This is a genomic window from Thermoflexibacter ruber (genome assembly GCF_900113045.1).
GTDB lineage: Bacteria > Bacteroidota > Bacteroidia > Cytophagales > Thermoflexibacteraceae > Thermoflexibacter > Thermoflexibacter ruber.
The window spans coordinates 1-19,922 of sequence record NZ_FONY01000056.1; the positions used below are offsets into that span (position 1 = coordinate 1).

At 38.6% G+C, this 19,922-nt stretch carries 15 protein-coding genes and 1 pseudogene; 12 read left to right on the forward strand and 4 right to left on the reverse strand.

Features of this window, described 5'->3' with window-relative positions; genetic code table 11:
* Positions 1–286 (reverse strand): annotated as a pseudogene (locus BM141_RS20240) (hypothetical protein); the annotation flags it as partial.
* A 133-nt stretch (positions 287–419) separates the two neighbouring features.
* Between BM141_RS20240 and BM141_RS20245 the strand changes: the two are divergent.
* A complete protein-coding gene (locus BM141_RS20245) occupies positions 420–1,124 on the forward strand; it encodes a PP2C family protein-serine/threonine phosphatase (RefSeq protein ID WP_091549283.1) in 705 nt (234 codons plus the stop codon).
* A gap of 4 nt (positions 1,125–1,128) precedes the next feature.
* Here the strand turns inward: BM141_RS20245 and BM141_RS20250 are convergent, their stop codons facing one another.
* The gene (locus tag BM141_RS20250; protein WP_091549284.1) at positions 1,129–3,918 is read right to left on the reverse strand and encodes a hypothetical protein; all 2,790 of its coding nucleotides are present in this window, start codon (positions 3,916–3,918) and stop codon (positions 1,129–1,131) included.
* A gap of 84 nt (positions 3,919–4,002) precedes the next feature.
* Positions 4,003–6,117 (reverse strand): tetratricopeptide repeat protein, encoded by a 2,115-nt coding sequence (locus BM141_RS20255; RefSeq protein ID WP_091549285.1) that lies wholly within the window; start codon positions 6,115–6,117, stop codon positions 4,003–4,005.
* A 322-nt stretch (positions 6,118–6,439) separates the two neighbouring features.
* On the opposite strand from BM141_RS20255, the gene BM141_RS20260 reads away from it, so the two are divergent.
* From BM141_RS20260 to hemL, 11 genes are all read left to right on the forward strand, one after another.
* A complete protein-coding gene (locus BM141_RS20260; RefSeq protein ID WP_091549286.1) occupies positions 6,440–7,255 on the forward strand; it encodes a hypothetical protein in 816 nt (271 codons plus the stop codon).
* A 70-nt stretch (positions 7,256–7,325) separates the two neighbouring features.
* The gene (locus tag BM141_RS20265) at positions 7,326–8,834 is read left to right on the forward strand and encodes a GH3 auxin-responsive promoter family protein (protein ID WP_091549287.1); all 1,509 of its coding nucleotides are present in this window, start codon (positions 7,326–7,328) and stop codon (positions 8,832–8,834) included.
* 128 nt (positions 8,835–8,962) lie between these two features.
* Entirely contained in the window at positions 8,963–9,475 is a 513-nt protein-coding gene (locus tag BM141_RS20270) for an FKBP-type peptidyl-prolyl cis-trans isomerase (protein WP_091549288.1), read from the forward strand.
* Positions 9,476–9,557: 82 nt separating this feature from the next.
* A complete protein-coding gene (locus BM141_RS23195) occupies positions 9,558–9,725 on the forward strand; it encodes a C1orf53 family protein (protein ID WP_177217477.1) in 168 nt (55 codons plus the stop codon).
* A 32-nt stretch (positions 9,726–9,757) separates the two neighbouring features.
* Positions 9,758–11,002, forward strand: a complete 1,245-nt coding sequence (locus tag BM141_RS20280; RefSeq protein WP_091549290.1) for a TlpA disulfide reductase family protein — start codon at positions 9,758–9,760, stop codon at positions 11,000–11,002.
* A 17-nt stretch (positions 11,003–11,019) separates the two neighbouring features.
* Positions 11,020–12,165, forward strand: coding sequence for a methionine aminotransferase (locus tag BM141_RS20285; protein WP_091549291.1), 1,146 nt, complete (start codon positions 11,020–11,022; stop codon positions 12,163–12,165).
* 322 nt (positions 12,166–12,487) lie between these two features.
* Entirely contained in the window at positions 12,488–13,087 is a 600-nt protein-coding gene (locus BM141_RS20290; protein ID WP_091549292.1) for a Riean_0653 family protein, read from the forward strand.
* Between the two features lie 37 nt (positions 13,088–13,124).
* On the forward strand, positions 13,125–15,518 hold the full coding sequence (locus BM141_RS20295; RefSeq protein WP_091549293.1) for an alpha/beta hydrolase: 2,394 nt from the start codon (positions 13,125–13,127) through the stop codon (positions 15,516–15,518).
* 57 nt (positions 15,519–15,575) lie between these two features.
* Positions 15,576–16,289: a T9SS type A sorting domain-containing protein gene (locus tag BM141_RS20300; RefSeq protein WP_177217478.1), complete on the forward strand. Its 714-nt coding sequence runs from the start codon at positions 15,576–15,578 to the stop codon at positions 16,287–16,289.
* A 486-nt stretch (positions 16,290–16,775) separates the two neighbouring features.
* Positions 16,776–17,879: a glutamine-hydrolyzing carbamoyl-phosphate synthase small subunit gene (gene carA / locus BM141_RS20305; protein WP_091549295.1), complete on the forward strand. Its 1,104-nt coding sequence runs from the start codon at positions 16,776–16,778 to the stop codon at positions 17,877–17,879.
* Positions 17,880–18,007: 128 nt separating this feature from the next.
* Complete coding sequence (hemL, locus tag BM141_RS20310; protein ID WP_091549296.1) at positions 18,008–19,315, forward strand: glutamate-1-semialdehyde 2,1-aminomutase; 1,308 nt, start codon at positions 18,008–18,010, stop codon at positions 19,313–19,315.
* Between the two features lie 274 nt (positions 19,316–19,589).
* Here hemL and BM141_RS20320 read toward each other — a convergent pair.
* On the reverse strand, positions 19,590–19,922 hold a 333-nt coding region (locus tag BM141_RS20320; RefSeq protein ID WP_177217479.1), incomplete at its 5' end, for a transposase.

Here is a 19,922-nt window from a genome sequence, read left to right on the forward strand (position 1 = left end):
TTCGGTGAAAACGACTACGTTCCAAAAGTTTAGGAAATAATGCTAAGTAGTTCTTCTTGACTATTTTATACCAAGCCTTCTCAGAATCGCAAACCATTTGACCGACAAGATTTAGACAAATCACTTCACTATCCGAAAAAGTTGGTTTAGGTCCCGAACGTTCAACTAACTGACCGACTTCTTTGTAAATTTCATCTATAATGAAAAAAGTAAGGGTCAGAAAATCTGATAAATTTAACTCTTTTATATTATCTTTGAATACTGAATCAATTGCGATTTGGTGCATAGGTTATCTCTTTTTATGGTTGCACCTTAGAGATAACCTTTTTTACTGAAAATTCCAAACTAGCACAATCGGTTATTTCATTCTTTTTAAGCCCAAAGACATTGTTTCTGGTGATTTCTATTGGTTCCAAGATATGAGCATAGAAAGCTACGAATTGGGGATGAGCCATAGAATCTTAGAGAGTAAAAAAGAAAACAAAATTGTGATTGTGGCAGCGGACTGTACGGGGCATGGGGTGCCTGGTGCATTTATGAGTTTGATAGGCAACGAATTGCTCAACCAAATCGTCAATGTGCATCACATTACTTCACCCGAACTGATTTTGAACCAACTGCATAAGGGTATTCGCTACGCACTCAAGCAAGACGAAACAGCCAATAGGGACGGTATGGACATCGCTATCTGCGTGATAGACAAAGAAGAAAAGATATTAGAATATGCTGGAGCGATGAATCCTTTTTACTACATTCAAGACAATCAATTTTTTGAGATTAAGGCAGATAAAAAATCTATTGGCGGTTTGCAAAGCGAGGAGGAAAGAATTTTTACGAAACATACCATACAATTAGGAATGAAAAATCTGGAATCTGGAATTAACCAACAACAAACAACAAGCAATCAGCAAACTATTTTTTACCTATGTTCAGATGGTTTCCAAGACCAGTTTGGAGGAGCAGAAAATAGGAAATTTATGGTAAGACGGCTAAGAGAACTGCTTGCTTCTCTTGCCTTGCTACCCATGAGTGAGCAAAAGGAAATTTTAGACAAAACGTTTGAAGAGTGGAAAGGCAAGCACCCACAAATAGACGATGTATTGATTTTTGGGGTAAAAATTTAAAATGCTAATTTCTTAAAAAACTCAACTGTTGTACCTCATTTTTAAAGCATTTATTGATAATAATTTTCTCATAAAGCTCTGAATAAATAATACTTACCTCATGCTCGCTGTCTAAGGGCTTTTCTGAAATGCTTTCACCGTTCAAGTAATACAAATGTGTTTTTTTCGCTTCTTTGTCTGTAATCGCAAAGATTTCTATGTTCGTTCCAAAGTTGAAATACTGTACGGTTTTATTAGAAGTATTAGGGTAGTTTTTTTCAAAAAGCAATTTCCCATCTTTGCCTAAAATGCTGACTGTGTTTCCACTTTGGCGTGCTATTATCCAATCTTGTCCATCTTCCTCGTCTATACAAAGCTGGTAGTAGGTTTCGGTTTCATCTCTGGCAAAACTTTCACGACTTACTACTTGCCCAAGCAAGTTTACTTTTATCAAATCTCCTTTGGAAGAAAGCACAATGAGCAAAGTATTGGAGAGCAAAGTCCCGTACTGCACATACACGGGGCTAAAAATATTGGTATTTTCAAAAGTCATGGGGAAACCTCCATAAATTTCTCCATTGCGTTTGAAAGCATTGACGACCCCGTTGCGCTGTATGCCAATGATACAGTCTTGCGCCCCTATGCGTATGTGGAAAGGGGGCTGAGTCAAAGGATACATCAAACGTCTTGGTTGCCAGCCACTTAAAATTTTTCCATCTTTAGAAAAAAGATAAATGTTGCCCTGAAAATCAGAAACACCAAAACGGTAGGTCTTAGTTTTATCGTAATCTATCAAGCCCAAATGCTCAATAGGCTGCTCAAAATCATAGGTAATCGGGAAATTTGCTAAGATTCTCCCTAAACGGTCTATCACATAAATTTTCTGTTTGGTGCTGACCAAATACTGCAATTTTTCATTGTTGAGCATATCTACTTGATAGATTTCTTTGACTATTTCCCCCCCCATATTCAGTTCCCAAAGTTTTTTCCCCTGAGCAGAAATCAAGCACAAATTGTTTGCCTTGTCCTGTACTATTACCTCTCTACTTCTGTCTGTATGATTCCTGACTATGAAAGGCTTGGTAATCAAAGCATTATCAAAGTTAGTTTTAAATAGCAAGACCTCAGAACTTTTTGCTCCTTTCTTTAGTGAGTTTTGTTTTCTATGGAGTAAGTTCAAGGAATTGGCATAGACACCGTTTTGTAAATGAGCCTGATAGGTCAAAAACTCAAAGCGAAGAATGTTTCTTTGATAGCGTTCTGCGTCTATCTGCCAAGTGCTATTCAGGTTGCTTTTCAATATATTCCAACAACGTAAATTATTGATAATCAAAGTAAAGTTTGCTTCTTTGTTTAGCACAGCCAACATTTTTTTATGTTTGTCCAGTTTCGCCCAGACCTGCTCATTCCCAATGTCATCGAGCAAATGTCTTATGGCTTTAAAGCTATTCCCCATTACCAAGTAGTCATTGACCAGAGTAAAATAACTGTAAGGAAATCCTTGGAAAGGTTTGCCAAAAAGTTTATGAGGAAGTTCTGCGAGGTTGATTTGCACGATTTTTAATTTTCCATAGTTTTCAAAAACTAAGCTATCTTGCTTATTTACAATACTATTCTCCGCCAAGCGATTCATGCGCTTAAGTATATCCGTAGGATTTTTGACTTTTGCAAAAATCAATTTGTCCACTTCGCTATCGTCCAGAGATTCCAAAGTAGCCATCGCTATTTCCCCTTTCAAACTTTCGTAAAAGTCTTTGCTATTAAAAGCGTACTGATTATCAAGGCTATCCGAAGCGAGGTAAGTAAGTGTATCATTTTTTGCCCAATAGTTTTGCAGGGATTCGTAAAATTTTTCGCTGTGGTCAAAACTCAGCCTATAAAACAAGGCAGTGCGTTTGGGAATAAAATTGAGCAAACTGCCCAATTCTACAGGTCTTTGCTCCTGAAAAACAGACAAATAATGGTTATATTTTCTTATCTCTTCCGCAGAAGCATACCCTTTCACTTGCAGATTATCGTCTTGAAGCGTCCAATTAGCAACTATAGCAGGGCTGAGTTTGGCTAAAAAACTATCTTTGGCTAAGTGATATGGCTGATTAGCAAATAGATATACCAAGTCTGCCATTCGCAAAGGATTCAAGTAGAGATTGCCATCGCCTTGTTTGATTTTTTCAAATTGAAAGGCTGACTCATTGAGAGTAAGGAAGTTATTTTTATTTGCTCCACTGACATTTCTAATCACATCTTCTACCAAAAAAGGCGTAAAACTTCCGATAAAGTAGTTTTTATAAAAAATATAAGAGAAAACCTGCTTGGACTGGGAAACTTCGTAGATAGTAACTCCCTGATATTCACGCTTATCAAAAAAGAAATGCTTACGCTCGTCTAATGCCTTGATGACCTGAGCGGCAAAATTGTTTTCCCCATTATTGACAGGAACAAAAAACACATAATCCAACTCTCCCTTAGCAACTATGTGCATACTCATCACGATTTCCTTGTCATGCAGGTATTGGGTTACATCTATGCCATTAAGAAGCAAGGAGTCGAGCAGGGCAGTTCTCTGCCCCATTTTACCAAAATAGTTTGTTTCGTTGAGGTTTTTCCAAATAGAAAAGGAAGAGGAATTTTGCCAAAGTTGTGCTGCATCAGGAATCTCTAAGGCAAGTACGGCACTTTCGGGGATTAAAGCCCACACTTCCGCAGGCTTAGCTTTGTTCCATAGCAAGTTAATCCCTTGGAAAACAAGGTATGCCAAGACAGCAATAAAAAGGGGCAGGAGGTAGTAATTTTTATTTGTTGGGTTATGATTCACTGCTCAAATACGTTTTTGATGCAAGTTAGCATTTTCTTTGCTTTTTTGGAAAGGAATTAGGTGTAGTAATTTAGTAATTTTTGCTTATACCCTGATTGCCATGACTAATATGTCATCTGTTTGTTTATCCTGTCCCTTCCAATCTTGTAAGGTTTGCTGCAAAATCTTTGTTTGTGTACTAAAATTTTTGTTGTGAATTTCTTGGAGCAGATTTCTAAATTTTTTGATAGTAAACTTGCCTTCTACACCAAACTGGTCAGCATAACCATCTGTAAATAAATAGAGTACATCTGTTTTATTGATAAAAATTTTCCTTTCAGTAAAGATTTTTTCTCCAAGAATACCATTCCCAATAGGGAACTTGTCGCCTTTGTACTCTGTAAGGATTTCTTTCCCTTGCTCAAAAATCCAAAGTGGACGTTTTGCGCCTGCAAATGTAAGTTCTTGTTTATCAATGTTTAAGTTTATCAGAGCTATATTCATTCCGTCATAGACGGTTTCGCTGGTAACACTTGGCATCAAGGTATGGAGCAGTCTTGTATTCAGTTCTTTGAGAATCTGTGCGGGAGAGAAAATATTGTCTTTATTGATGATTTGGTCTAAAAGATTATGCCCAATCACTGTCATGAAAGCACCGGGTACACCATGCCCCGTGCAGTCTGCTACTGCCAAGATAAGTCCTTTATCACTAATTTTTGAAAGCCAATAAAAATCGCCTGAAACGATGTCCTTAGGCAAATAGTAGAGTAAAACATCTGCTACTTCATTTCGCAAGATTTGTAGTTCTGGAAGTAAGGCTAACTGAATACGACGAGCATAGTTGATAGAAGCAAGGATAGCATTATTTTTAAGATGAAGGTCATTTCTCTGTAGGTCAATCATTTCCAAGTTTCTTTGTATTTCTTCTTTTTGGTTTGCCAACTGGTCTTTGGCTTCTTTTTCTTTTTTTCGCAATCTCCATACAAAAAATACAGCCAAAAGTGCTATTAGGAAACCTGCAGTAATTATATAGTTCCAATATTGTTGTAGTTTCTTTTCTTGTATTTGTTGCTTTATTTGCAAATCTTTTTTCTCTATGATAGACTTATTTTCAAGTTTGGTCAAGGCAGTAGCTTTCTCGATATTGAAAAGGCTATCTTCGGTTTGTTTAAAAATTTCTAAGTATGCCAATGCCTCAGCGTATTGCTTTTTTTGCTTGTAGCTAAGATAAAGGCTCTGCCCTGCAGCAATGATTTCTTTAGGGTTTTTAATTTCTTGGGCTAATTGGAGGGCATTTTGAGCATGACTAATGCTTTTTTCTATCTGCCCCTGCTCTCGGTAAGCCAAAGCTAAGCCATTCAAAGCCTCTAATACACCCAATTTGTAGTGCATTTCTTCGCTTACTTTCCTGCTCTGCTCATACAATTCAATCGCCTTTTCATGGTCTTTCTGAATTTGAGCGATTTCTGCCATATAGTTCAAACTAATGGCGATTCCTTGTCTATCGCCAATTTCCTCATAGAGTAATAGTCCTTGCTGATAGCCTTCAGAAGCTTTGGCGTACTCCCTTTTATTTTTGTAAATCCTGCTAATATCTTGCAAAGTATTGGCAATACCTCGCTTATCACCTAAGATACTGTACAAATCTAAGCCACGCTGGTAGTATTGGATAGCAAGGTCATCATCTCCCTGATATTGGTAAGTAAGTCCTATATTGGTCAGTACCGTCGCTAAACCTTTTTTATCATTGATTTCCTCTTGGATTTTGACTACTTGCTGTAGGGCTTCTAAGGCTTTGGACTCGTCGCCTTGATTGCGATAGATGATGCCAATACCATTCAAAGTAGCCGCTATCCCTTTTTTCTCATTGATTTTTTGGAAAAGTGGTAAGGCTTGTTGGTAATATTCCAAAGCTGTGGGGTACTCTCCTTTCAAGTAATAACCTACCCCAGTTCTATTTGATGCCCATGCCATTCCCTTGATAAAACCTATGTCATTGGCTCTTTGGAAAGCGGCTTGGGCAAGCTGGATAGTAGTATCTGGCTTGGAGGAGTAGTATTGAAAGGCTATGTCTATCAATCTCAACATTTTAGCTGTGTCGGAGGTGGCAGAGTTGTAGGCTTGTTGAAGTTGCTCAATGGTAGCTTTATTCTGTGCCAATAATGACACATAAGTAGAAAGAAATAAGTGTAAAAATAACAAAAAAGAGAATTTTCTCATCGTAAAGTTGATGCACACAAGCAAAAATAAAAGATTGCCAGTCAGAAATATTAGGAGGTAATAATAACAAATTTTCAGAAAAATACTAACTTTCTTTTTTCTACTGAGTAATTTCAGTTGGTAAAATTATAAAAAACCTTTTAAAGTTCTAATACAATTTAGCTACATTTTCTAAAAAACTCCCTCAGTGTACACATACTTTCCAAAACTTTGTTTGCTTACTTCACTTTCAAATTCCATGCTACCCTTGGCTATATTTTTGCTACTTTTGCACATAATAACAAAGTATAGACTTTATGCTCTCCTATTGCTTAATGTTTTTATGAAACTACAAATATTTCTACTCATATTCTATTTTTGGAGTTGCATAGCTTTTGCGCAAGACTTCCAACTACTTGGACAGCAAAGTTTTAATACAATCGCCCAAGTAGCTCAGGATAGGTATGGTAATATATATGTGGTAGAAAAAGATGGCGTAATTCATCAGTTTGATTCTTTAGGGCGAAAACTCTTGGTTTACTCGCCTCCTACTATTGCGGAAGTGAGCCTTTTTGAAGCGAGAAATACAGTCAGACTTTTTGCTTTTTATCGAGATTTGCAGTCTTACACTTTGCTCAATCGCTTTCTCACACCTATAGAAAACTATAAGTTTGAGAATGAAAACATTGGCTTTGTGCGTCTTGCCAATCTTTCTGCTGACAACCAACTTTGGATTTTGGACGATGTGGACTTTGCTATCAAGAAATTCAATAAAAACTTTAATCAAATTGTATTAAAAACTCCCTTAGATTTGCTTTTTGTAGAAAACAACTATGATATAAACTATCTGTGTGAGTATCAGAACCAACTTTTCCTCAACGACAGATATACGGGAATTTTGATTTTTGACAATTTGGGAAACTTTAAAAGGAAAATTACCCTAACGAGAGGGATTGAGCAGTTCAATTTTTTTAATGAGGAAGTGTATTTTTTAGAAAACAATACTATTCGCTTTCTACACCTTTATCTTACTACAGAAAGAATCCTTCCACTCCCTGAACAATGGAAAAATAAGGCAAAAAAGGTGCTTTGTCAAAAGCAACGCTTATTTTTGTTTAGTGAAAAAGAGATGGTGATTTTTAGCCACGAATTGCACTAATTTGCACGAAGTTCAATGCTATAAATTTTAGCCACGAATTGCACTAATTTGCACGAATGAATAATATCTTATGTTTCGCTCTATTTTAAGTAAGCCTTTTGCCTCTTGGGTAGTTGCTCGGCGCAATGCTTGGGCAAATAAACCTGCGGAAACGCAGAAAAAAGTCTTTCAATATCTTATAAAAAATGCCAAAGAAACTATGTTTGGCAAAGACCATGATTTTCAAAATATTCGTACCTATCAGGATTTTCAAGAGCGCGTACCTGTGCGGGACTATGAAGACCTCAAAACTTATATAGAGTGGGTAATAGAAGGCTGGCGAGATGTACTTTGGAAAGGTAAGCCTATTTATTTTGCCAAGACCTCAGGCACGACTTCGGGAACGAAATATATTCCTATCTCCAAAGAATCAATCCCTTATCATATCAATAGTGCCAGAGATGCTTTGTTGTCTTATATACATGAAACAGGAAATAGTCAATTTTTAGATAAAAAACTCATTTTCCTTTCAGGAAGTCCTGTCTTAGATACCAAAAATGGTATTTTAACGGGTAGGCTGTCGGGAATAGTCAATCATCATGTCCCTGCTTATTTGCGGAGCAATCAAATGCCAAGCTATGCGACCAATTGCATAGAAGATTGGGAAGATAAGTTGGAAAAGATTATAGATGAAACACTTACGCAAGATATGTCTTTGATTTCAGGAATTCCTCCTTGGGTGCAGATGTACTTTGATAGGATTCAGGCTCGTACAGGTATGCCCATCAAAGAGGTATTCCCTAATTTTTCTGTTTTTGTTTACGGGGGGGTCAATTTTGAGCCTTATCGGGCAAAACTCTTTGAATCCATAGGCAAGCCCATAGATTCCATAGAAACTTATCCTGCTTCCGAAGGTTTCTTTGCTTACCAAGACTCGCAACATGCCCAAGGTTTGCTTTTACTACTTAACAATGGAATGTTTTATGAGTTTATTCCTGCGGACGAATATTTCAAGGAAAAGCCAAGAAGATTGACCATTGAAGAGGTAGAGTTAGGGGTAAACTACGCCTTAGTGTTGAGTTCGAATGCAGGACTTTGGGCATATTCTATTGGAGATACGATTAAGTTTGTTTCTAAAAATCCATATCGTATCATTGTCAGTGGGCGTATCAAGCATTTTATTTCTGCTTTTGGGGAACACGTGATAGGCGAGGAGGTAGAAAAGGCGATGAAATACGCTATGGAACAGCATAAAGAGGTAGAAATCAACGAGTTCACTGTAGCCCCCCAAGTTACGCCTACTGAGGGTTTGCCGCATCACGAATGGTTGATAGCTTTTGCCAAATTGCCCAATGACATGGAGAAATTTGCAGCAGATTTGGACAGAAAGATGTGCGAATTGAATAGCTATTATAATGACTTGATTGCTGGAAATATTTTAAGGACGTTGAAAATCACTTCTCTGCCCCAAGATGCTTTTATCAATTACATGAAATCAAAGGGGAAGTTAGGGGGGCAGAATAAAGTCCCGCGTCTATCTAATACGAGAGAAATAGCTGATGAATTGGTCAAATTTGGATGGAATGATACAGAGAACTAAAAATAATTTGGTGACCGCACTCTATTTTCTAAAATTCTTTCTAATTTTACGAAGCTAAAACCTCAAAGGTGAGCAGCCTTTGAGGTTTTACCTTTTTATATTGTTTACATTATTTATTCAAGTTTTTTATGAAAATCTCTCCAAATAAGGTAGTTACAGTTACTTATGAACTACAAACAGACGATGAAAACGGTCAAAAAGTATTGGTGGAAGTGGCAGACGAGAACAACCCTCTTGTATTTTTATATGGAGTTGGCTCTATGATTCCTCGCTTCGAGGAGGAGTTAGCAGGTTTGGAAGTCGGCAATGATTTTACTTTTTCTATTCCTGCTGAGGAAGGATACGGAGCATTTGACGATGAAGCAGTTACACATTTGCCCATAGATATATTCAAAGTAGATGGCGTTATTGATTTTGGAATTTTGAAAGTAGGAAATTATGTTCCTTTAATGGACCAGGAAGGTAATACGATGCGTGCAAGAGTAGTACAAATTTTCCAAGATAGCGTACTCATGGACTTCAATCATCCTATGGCGGGTAAGCCTTTGCACTTTACAGGAAAAGTAATTCATCTTCGTCAGGCTCAACCTGAGGAGTTGGCGCATGGACACGTGCATGGACACGGCGGAGTGCATCATTAACCTCTCTTTTGAAAATTTTATAATTCAAAGAAAAAAAGTAGATTTGCTGAAATTTCTAAGATTTTGGCAAATCTTTATTTTTATGAAAAAACCTATATTAAAATCTGCTCCTTTAGAACCTTTGGTAGAGGGAGTAGATTATTATATAGAAAATGGATTTTGGGTATTTACGGCGAACTATCTTAAAAAAAGAGGCTATTGCTGCAAAAACGGCTGTCGCCACTGCCCATACAGTTTCAAAAAGAAATAAATAATTTTCATTATTTTAATCCTAATACTATCATGCACAAACAATTACTTTTTGCACTATTTATCTCTTTTTCATTGCTTATTGTAAGTTCTTGCTCTGAAATTGCACAAGTGAATAAACTCTCCGAAGGCAAATGGAGAGCGGTAATTACTATGCAAAATCAAGAATTGCCTTTCAACTTTGAAGTGCTGAATCAAGGGGATTCCCAACTCATTTACTTGGTCAATGGCAAAGAAAAATTAGCTCTCAACGAAATCAACTATGTAAATGATTCTGTTAAGATTTTTATGCACATCTTTGATTGTGAGATAGTAGGGAAAACAGATGGCAATAAATTAACAGGCGAGTACATCAAGCATTTTCCTGATAAAACGATTCGCCTACCCATCAGTGCAGAAGCAGGAAAAACGCATAGGTTTGAAGAAGCTACTGCCAATCCTTTAGCTGATATTTCTGACAAGTGGACAGTAGATTTCATAGAAGAAAATGGAGATACAACCAAGGCAGTGGGCATTTTTGCCCTAAATGGAAAAGATTTGGAAGGTACTTTTCTTACAGTTACAGGAGATTATCGCTTTTTAGCGGGTAATGTAGATGGAGATGCCCTAAACCTTTCTTGCTTTGACGGCGAACATGCTTTTTTGTTCAAAGCCAAAATTGCAGATGAAAACACTATGGAAGGTCGTTTCTGGTCTGGAAGTGCCTACAATGTAAAATGGGTAGCACGCCGAAATCCTAATGCCTCACTCCCTAATCCAGATTCACTCACTTTCTTGAAAGCAGGCTATGACCGCATCAACTTTTCCTTCCCAGACCTCAATGGTAATTTAGTAAGTTTAGACGATGAGAAATACAAGGGAAAAGTGATCATCGTGCAGATGCTTGGCTCTTGGTGTCCTAACTGCATGGACGAAACAGCCTTTTTAGCAAAGTACTATCAAAGCAATAAAGCTAAAAATATTGCTATTGTTGGATTGGCTTATGAACGCAATCCTGAGTTTAACGAAGCTAAAAAACGCTTGGAAAAAATGAAAGCCCGATTTGAAATAGGGTACGACCTGCTCGTAGCAGGGACTTATAACAAAGCGGCAGCAGCGGCTACCTTGCCTATGCTAAACCATGTATTGGCTTTCCCTACCACGATTTTTATAGATAAAAAAGGACGAGTCCGCAAGATTCATACAGGTTTCAATGGACCAGGAACAGGGGTTTATTATGAAAAATTTGTAGAAGAGTTCAATATTTTTATAGATAAACTGCTGGCGGAGGAAATTTAGACCAAATCTTATAGCCAATGATTCAGGTAAAATCTAAGCAACCTCATGTAGGAACGACTATCTTTACGGTCATGTCCAAACTTGCGACGGATATGGGGGCATTGAACTTGGCACAGGGTTTCCCAAGTTTCAACTGCTCCCCAGAACTCATTGATTTAGTCAGTTTTCATCTCAAAAAAGGGCATAACCAATACGCTCCTATGGCAGGTGTTCCTGCGCTAAAAGAAGCGATTGCTGAGAAAACTGCTGACTTGTATAAAGTCAATTATCATCCTGAGAATGAGGTTACAGTGGTGTCAGGGGCAACAGAGGCTTTGTATGCGGCTATCACTGCCGTAGTGCGCCCAAACGATGAGGTGATTGTTTTTGAACCTGCTTATGATAGCTACGCACCTTCTGTAGAACTTAATGGGGGCATACTTGTTTACATTACGCTTAAGCCTCCTCATTATCAAATAGATTGGGAAGTAGTCAAGCAAAAAATTACCCCTCAAACTCGCCTTATCATGCTCAATACCCCTCATAATCCTACTGGAAAAATGCTTAGTATGAGCGACTTAAACTACTTGGCTGAGATAGTGCGAGATACCAATATTTTTATCATTAGTGATGAAGTTTACGAGCATATTACTTTTGATGGCAGACCGCACATTTCGCTGATGATGCACCCTACCTTGCAAGAGCGAACTTTTATTTGCGGTTCTTTTGGAAAAACCTTTCATATCACAGGCTGGAAAATCGGCTATTGTCTTGCACCCAAAGATTTGAGTGTAGAGTTTCGCAAGGCGCATCAGTGGATTACTTTTGCTACAAGTACCCCTATGCAATACGCTTTGGCTGATTTCCTGAAAAAACCAGAAAACTATTTGGCAATACCTGATTTTTATCAGAAAAAGCGCGATAAGTTTTTAAGTTGTATCCAATCTACTCGCTTTACCTATACTCCCGCAGAAGGGAGTTTCTTCCAAACAGTTTCTTACTCAGGCATTTCAGAGGAAAATGATTATGATTTAGCTATTCGCTTGACGAAGGAAATAGGTGTAGCTTCGATTCCTGTTTCTGTATTTTATCACCAAAAAAATGATTACAAAATCCTTCGCTTCTGCTTTGCCAAAGATGATGGGATATTAGAACAAGCAGGAGAGCGGCTAAGGAAAATATAAACCACCTCTTTTACTCTGCCCCTACGCCCAAATAAGACCTTAGCTTCTCTTTCTCAAACTCCAACATAGTGATTCGCTGTTGGCTTCCCAAAACTTCATATAAATTAAACATACCTCGCTTTTCTTTTATCGGCAAAAAATACTAACTTGCATTATTATCGTTCTTTGATAATCCATCGGCTATGTTTGAAAAGAGTATCCTGAATCTATCTTTTGACTCTCTGCTCACAGACAGATTATTTTTTATTATTCCTCTTCTCCTCAAAGTAGCCTTACTCAGACCTATTTTTTTATTATTTCATTCAAAAAAATCCGAAAAACAATGATGATTTACTTGAAAAAAAGTAAGATGTTTCTCTTGTTGAGCATCTTACTGACCTTGTATGGATGTGAGAAAAAAGACCTGACCGAGCTGCCCCCTGCGACCCAAGAAGGGAAAAATACCTTTGGCTGTCTGATTAATGGAAAACTGTTTGTGCCTTTTACTAAAACAAATACTACTGTACTTGCCGCAAGAACTTCAGCTTTTTTAGACTCTAATGGAGTAGAGAGAGGAGGAATGATTATCTGGGCGGATAGATATACCGATTCAGCAGGTATAGAAATAGCACAAGGAGTAACAATTCAGATGGACATTCCTCCTTACGAAGGGATAGTATATTCCTTTGATTCCGATAACCCACAAGCAAAAGCAAGGGTATCATGGAGCTATTCTAAGAATAATCTTCCTTTTCCTGCCCACAAAGGTTGTAGTTATGATTGGGTAAATAGTCGCTGTAAGGGGACTATTGTATTTACTAAGTTAGGCAATCGTATCATGGCGGCTACTTTTGAGTTTACTTTACAACTCAAAGATTCAAAACCCAACTGCCCCCCTGAGGTAGTAGTAAGTCAAGGAAGATTTGATGTAATTTATAATTAAATTTATTTTTTCAATTCCAAATAAAAACATTAATTTTATGCAAGAAATTTTAAAGTTCACAAGCAAGATAAACAAAGGTAAGTTGAGATTCCTTATCTTATCTTATCTTATCTTATCTTATGCTTTTGTCTATGCTCAGAATAGCGATTCGCTGTTGCGAGTGCGTCTGAATCATGTTTTCGCTCCTATAGATAAGTCCGCTACACGCATTCCTTCAGGCTTTTTGGCAGAATATGCCACTCCTTTGGTGGACATTGCACCTTTTGATGGCAATTCCTTTTCTAATCGTCCTACCCAAATAGACCTTTCTTTCCTACAAATGGCTTATGCAACTTGGTACTCCTCCTGGATTAGGGGAGGTACTCATCCTGCTCTGGCAGGTAGTACAGTGCTACAAAGGCTTGAGGGAGCAGAGCGCAATCTCAGTCAAGTCAGTGTAGCTATGATAGTGGCTAACTATCATAAAATCATAGACAATGCCGTTTCCTTAGGGCGATTGAGGATACAAAATGACCAAATCTACGATACAGGGGGCAACTGGAGCGGAAGCGGGCAGTGGATTAATCCCTATGAGGAGAAAAACCTTTTTGTAGCTGTTCCTGTGCGTAGCTATACGGATAATGGGCAAGTAAGCTTCATTTTCAAAAGGGAACATATTTTTGGAAATATACCCATTCCTGCTGGTACTTTTCATACCCAACTCATTGTAGATTTTGGAGATGGTCTCTATGATAGGTATTTTGAGTTAGATGAGCCGATTACAGTGCGCTACACTACTACAGGTACTAAAACCATCAGGGTACGCTTTGGTTTAAACGGCAATTACCAAGAAATAAAGTTTAGCTTTGAGGTAAAAAAAGCCTATTGTGCTAATTGTAGGTATGAAGAAGATAGATTTGAGCCTCCTGTGCCTTTCACCAATCCTTCCCTGCACGCAGGCGGCAATGTCTATGTGCAGTATAGCCAGTTTAACCCCTCCCAGCCCAGACGCATTCGCAAACCCTTAATTATAGTAGAGGGCTATGATGTGCATGGCATTGCTCCTACACAGCAAAGAAATTTTAGTCAAAGAAGTTTAATTAACATTATTAATAGATTGGGAGGTCAAGAATTAGGCTTTGACTTGAATGATGCTTTGGATAATCAGGGGAATAGTGGGATGCAGGGCTATGATTTGGTATTCTTGGATTTTAACAATGGAGCTGATGACATTCGCAAAAATGCCTTATTGTTACAAGAGGTCATTGCTTGGGTCAATTCGGTGAAGCAAGGTACTGAACCCAATGTGGTCTTAGGCTATAGCATGGGAGGTTTAGTAGCTCGCTACGGCTTGGCTCAGATGGTGCGGAATGGACAAAATACCCAAACAAGGCTACTACTTACTTTGGATAGCCCGCATCATGGAGCAAACTCCCCTTTGGGTTTACAGCACTTGGCTCTTGCCGCCGCTTCTGTCCGCCTGCCTTGGTTTGGGGGAACAGCAGGAGATATGAATGTTCAGCTTAGGGACTTAGGGAGAATTGCCTCTGCCCCCGCTACTCAGCAGATGCTCATGGTACGCGCCGCTTTTCTACAGGGAGGGGTATTTTATAACTCCTTCTTGGCGGGTGATTACAGGAACATGGTCAATCTCACTACGCCTTATCGCATTGCCGCAATTAGTTTAGGTTCAGAATGTGGTATTCGCCTCTTTGAACCCTATAGGGAACTTATTAGGAGTGAAGGACAGTTTTTTATTTCTCCTACCCCCTTCCAAAGCAACAATAAGGTGAGAACAGAAATCATAGTAAATGCCTTGCCAAGTCTTGGAGAGGTCAAGCGCATCCTATCTTTTAAGGTCTGGTTTGACTACAAGATTCTAAGTATCATCAATATCAATGTAACAGTAAGTAATATCTCTGTGAATAATCCACCGAATATTTCCTCTTATGATGGAGCACCAGGTGGAACTTACCCATCTGCAAGTTTTACAGGTAATTTACCCAACAGTAGTATGGCAAGAGGCTGGTGGTCTGCATTTGTAGATGCAAGATTTACTTCTACAGCAGAACAAGAGTTTTGTTTTATCCCTACACCCAGTGCTTTAGATGTTCTCAGTTTTAATGATGCCAGCCTTACTGCACAGTACATCAATGGCATTGCTCCTTCTGGCAATCCATCGAGATTTAGTCGTTTTATTGCACAAGAGCAATTTGTAAGATTTGGAGCTACAATTAATAATGAGTCCCATGCAAATTTCCCTTTCACTCATCGCAATGGGCAGTGGATGGTGAATGAGATGGAGAATCGCCCTCATGCACTTGTAAGTTGTAATAGCACTTGTATTCCAGCCCAAAGCATTGCCATAGGAGGCACACTTATCAATTGTACTCCAGAAAGTGCAGAAACGGAGTTTTCTATTCCTCAGATTACTTCTGCTACCTACACTTAGGCAACTAACAACCCTAATCTCCAAATCATCAGTGGGCAGGGGACTAATCGGGTAAGAGTGCGTAGGACAGGGACTACTTGCCTTAACTGTACTGTTTCTGTGAGTTATGATAGCGGCTGTGGGGCAACTACGATTACCGCCACTACCAATGGTGGCGGGGGCTTCAGCAGTTCTGATTACCCTGTAACGGGACCTAATGAGGCTGTTTGTTGGACAAGGGTTTATTATTCTGCCCCTGATTTGCCTGGAGCTACCAATTACCAATGGATTTACCCCTCAAATTGGACTTATGTAGAGGGACAAGGTACACGCTTTCTGACCTTGATAGCAGGCTCTACGAATGGCTCAGTAGGCGTGAGGGTAGCTAACGGTTGTGATGCAGGAGGCAGTCCAGCATTCAAAACAACCTCTATTAGCTGTTCTCCAGGTGGAGGCGGGGGTGGTTGTTCCTCTTACTCAGCTTACCCTAACCCTGCCAATGAACAATTGAGGGTAGAATCCTCTGTTATCCCTTGCGGAAATACAACTTTATCAACCAATTTTAGTGATTCTGGAAGAAGTACAGAGGAGGGTTTAGAAAAAGAAGAGTTTACCATCAAGCTATTCACAGCTTTGGGTAAATTAGTCAAATCTGGAAGGAGTATGGGAGGAGAACTAAACTTAGATGTATCTAATCTTCCTGATGGTATCTACATCTTACAGATTTTTAAGAAAGGTAAGTTAGTAGAAACCAAGAAAATAATTGTTCAGAAAAGCATCATTCCTAATTAAGCCCTAAAACTAAGTTTGACAAAGGGAATAAAACTTTGTCAAACTTATGTACTTTCAAGACTAAGACCTTAGAGGCAAGCAGGAGAACAACTAAGGAAAATATAAACCTGTTACCCTCACTCAGCGCCTACGCCCAAATAAGACCTTAGCTTCTCTTTCTCAAACTCCAACATAGTGATTCGCTGTTGGCTTCCCAAAACTTCATATAAATTAAACATACCTCGCTTTTCTTTTATCGGCAAAAAATACTAACTTGCATTATTATCGTTCTTTGATAATCCATCGGCTATGTTTGAAAAGAGTATCCTGAATCTATCTTTTGACTCTCTGCTCACTGTGCAATTAAGGACTACCTAAATAGTTATAAAATTTTTATATAACAATTTGCTTATTATTGAACTTTTACAATTTAAAGCCCTAACTTTGCCAAATTTTGAATGTACACCTACGTTTTTCACTAAAAAAATTAAAATTTAGCAAAAGACAATGACTTATATCCCACGCAAAGAAGCTGTTTTATTACTCGAGGATGGAACATTTTTCAAAGGCTTGTCCATAGGAAAACCAGGAACTACCGGCGGAGAGTTATGCTTTAATACAGGTATGACAGGCTACCAAGAAATCTACACTGACCCTTCCTATTACGGGCAAATAGTACTAAATACTACGGCACACATTGGCAACTATGGCATATTGCCCGAGGAGGTAGAGTCAGCAAGTGTAAAGATAAGCGGCTTGATTGTCAAGACTTTTTCTGATATTTATTCAAGAAATCGCGCTCAAGAATCTTTGCAAAAGTACTTGGAAAAAGCAGGTATCATTGGCATCAGTAACTTAGATACGCGTGCTTTGGTAAGACATGTTAGAAGCAAGGGTGCTATGAATGCAGTTATTTCTACTGAATATACTGACCCGCAAACTTTGCGTTCTGTTTTAGCAGAAGTGCCTAATATGAATGGCTTAGAACTTGCAAGCAGCGTAAGTACAAAAGAACCCTACTATGTGGGCGAGCCTACTGCTCCTTTCAAGGTGGCAGTCATGGATTACGGTATCAAAACGAACATTTTGAAGCAGCTAACAAGTCGTGGGTGCTACTGCAAGGTTTTTCCCGCTCATACCTCTTTTGGGGAAATTATGGAATGGAATCCTGAGGGCTTCTTTATTTCCAACGGACCGGGCGACCCTGCTGTAATGACTTATGCCATAGAAACAGTAAAGAAAATGCTTGAAACCAATATTCCTCTTTTTGGTATCTGTTTAGGGCATCAGCTTTTGGCGTTGGCATGTGGTATTCCTACTTTTAAGATGCACCATGGACACAGAGGGTTGAACCATCCTGTGAAAAATCTAATTACAGGCAGATGTGAGATAACCTCTCAAAACCACGGCTTTAGTGTGAGCATAGAAGATGTTAAGAAAAATGAGGAAGTAATGCTTACTCATATCAACCTCAATGACCATACCGTAGAGGGCATCAAACTAAAAAATAAAAATGCTTTCTCTGTTCAGTATCACCCAGAAGCAGCACCCGGACCTCATGACTCACGATATTTATTTGACGATTTTATTAGCATGATGCAGAAAAGATAACCTTTTGCAGGTAATTATTGAGGTATTAGGTACTACATACATAGCAGTTGGTTTTTGGCGTGAAGTAAATATTTCTTTGCTCATCGGAAATAAATGATAACTTTGTAAAAAAATCAAATTAGAACTACATGTTAGGCATAAAAACTACTACTATCCAAAGCCAATCTCTTTTTGAAAAAGCTAAAAATTTTATTCCCGGTGGGGTAAACTCGCCTGTGCGAGCCTTCAAAGCAGTAGGAGGCAATCCCATCTTTATCAAATCAGCAAAAGGAGCATATATTTTTGACGAAGACGGCAATCAGTACATAGAACTCATCAACTCATGGGGACCTATGATTTTGGGACATGCTCACCCTGCTATAGAGGAGGCGATTCTCCAAGCTGCTAAGAACTCCTTTTCTTTTGGTGCGCCTACGGCAAAAGAAGTGGAAATGGCAGAACTCATTATACAAATGATACCTTCCATAGAGAAAGTACGCATGGTAAACTCTGGTACTGAGGCGTGTATGTCAGCGATTCGCGTGGCAAGAGGTTACACAGGCAAACCTAAAATCATCAAATTTGAGGGCTGTTATCATGGGCATGGAGATTCTTTTCTTATAGCGGCAGGCAGCGGAGCAGTTACTATGGGTGTGCCTGATAGTGCAGGAGTTACGACTGGGGTGGCTTTGGATACTTTGACGGCTCCTTTTAATGACTTAGAAGCGGTCAAAGCCTTGATAGAAGCCAACCCCAATCAGGTAGCAGCTATCATTGTGGAACCTGTAGTAGGCAACATGGGCTGTGTACCTCCTAAAGAGGGCTTTTTGCAAGGATTAAGAAACTTATGCACGCAAAATGGTATTGTATTGATTTTTGATGAGGTAATGACGGGATTTAGGTTAGCCAAAGGGGGAGCGCAGGAGCGGTTTGGGATAAGACCTGACTTGACTACTTTGGGAAAAATTATTGGTGGTGGACTGCCTGTGGGAGCTTATGGTGGCAAAAAGGAAATCATGGACTGGGTAGCTCCTATGGGGAAAGTATATCAAGCAGGGACACTCTCGGGCAACCCTGTTGCTATGTCTGCGGGATTAGCGATGTTAAAAATACTTAATGAAAACCCGCAAATCTATACTGATTTGGAAGTGATTACTTCTCAAATAGTCAGTGGTATCAAGGGCGTACTCAAAGAGCTAAGCCTTAACTATACGATTAACCAAGTAGGCTCTATGTTCACTTTGTTTTTCACAGAGAATGAGGTCTATGACTTTACTACAGCTAAGAGTAGCAACTTAGCCTTTTTTGGAAAGTATTTTAGAGAAATGTTGCAAAGGGGAGTATATTTAGCCCCTTCTCAGTTCGAGAGCCTTTTTGTATCCAATGCCCTTTCCTCTGAAGATGTAGCACATATCGTAGCTACAAACAGAGAGGTATTAAAGCTAATGCATACATGAGTTTTCCTTTATATTGTATTACCTTAGAAACCATATACTAATTGCGATACTACTTTTCACTTTTTGTTTTCAGGGTATAGCTCAGCAACGAAAAGTAGATAGTCTTGAATTTTTGCTTAAAATAGCAAAGGCTGATACCAATAAAGTGCTAATTTTAGCCAATTTAGCTTCCTTGTATATGACTTCTGAGCCTCAGAAGGGAAGGCAATATATAGATGAAGCACTTATACTTAGTAAAAAGTTAGCCTTTCTAAGAGGAGAGTTATTGTTATACTCAATAAAAATTGGTTTTGGTTTTAGGGATATGAAAATTCCAAGAAATTAAGGTTTCTAATTCCTGCTTATATTGGGCAATATGGGTAAAAAACTCACAGACCTTTTCCTTGAAATCTTGAAACTTCCTATAAAAACAAGTATCAATGACCTTTTTACGCATAAATTTCCATAATCTTTCAATTAGATTAAGATTAGGCAAGTAAGCAGGCAAGAAAAGCTGTTTTATCCTGCTACTTGCCAATTTTTCTTGTAAGTGCTTATTTTTGTAATATCGTGCATTATCACAAATCACATAAATCTTTTCCTTGTCAGGGTGACATGCTTGCAATTG

Bases quoted from the DNA above. Each gene is read 5' to 3' on its own strand.
- hemL (WP_091549296.1), top strand. From the start codon at position 18,008: ATGTTAGGCATAAAAACTACTACTATCCAAAGCCAATCTCTTTTTGAA.
- BM141_RS20290 (WP_091549292.1), top strand. From the start codon at position 12,488: ATGATGATTTACTTGAAAAAAAGTAAGATGTTTCTCTTGTTGAGCATC.
- BM141_RS20280 (WP_091549290.1), top strand. From the start codon at position 9,758: ATGCACAAACAATTACTTTTTGCACTATTTATCTCTTTTTCATTGCTT.
- carA (WP_091549295.1), top strand. From the start codon at position 16,776: ATGACTTATATCCCACGCAAAGAAGCTGTTTTATTACTCGAGGATGGA.
- BM141_RS20245 (WP_091549283.1), top strand. From the start codon at position 420: ATGAGCATAGAAAGCTACGAATTGGGGATGAGCCATAGAATCTTAGAG.
- BM141_RS20260 (WP_091549286.1), top strand. From the start codon at position 6,440: ATGAAACTACAAATATTTCTACTCATATTCTATTTTTGGAGTTGCATA.
- BM141_RS23195 (WP_177217477.1), top strand. From the start codon at position 9,558: ATGAAAAAACCTATATTAAAATCTGCTCCTTTAGAACCTTTGGTAGAG.
- BM141_RS20255 (WP_091549285.1), bottom strand. From the start codon at position 6,117: ATGAGAAAATTCTCTTTTTTGTTATTTTTACACTTATTTCTTTCTACT.
- BM141_RS20270 (WP_091549288.1), top strand. From the start codon at position 8,963: ATGAAAATCTCTCCAAATAAGGTAGTTACAGTTACTTATGAACTACAA.
- BM141_RS20295 (WP_091549293.1), top strand. From the start codon at position 13,125: ATGCAAGAAATTTTAAAGTTCACAAGCAAGATAAACAAAGGTAAGTTG.
- BM141_RS20265 (WP_091549287.1), top strand. From the start codon at position 7,326: ATGTTTCGCTCTATTTTAAGTAAGCCTTTTGCCTCTTGGGTAGTTGCT.
- BM141_RS20285 (WP_091549291.1), top strand. From the start codon at position 11,020: ATGATTCAGGTAAAATCTAAGCAACCTCATGTAGGAACGACTATCTTT.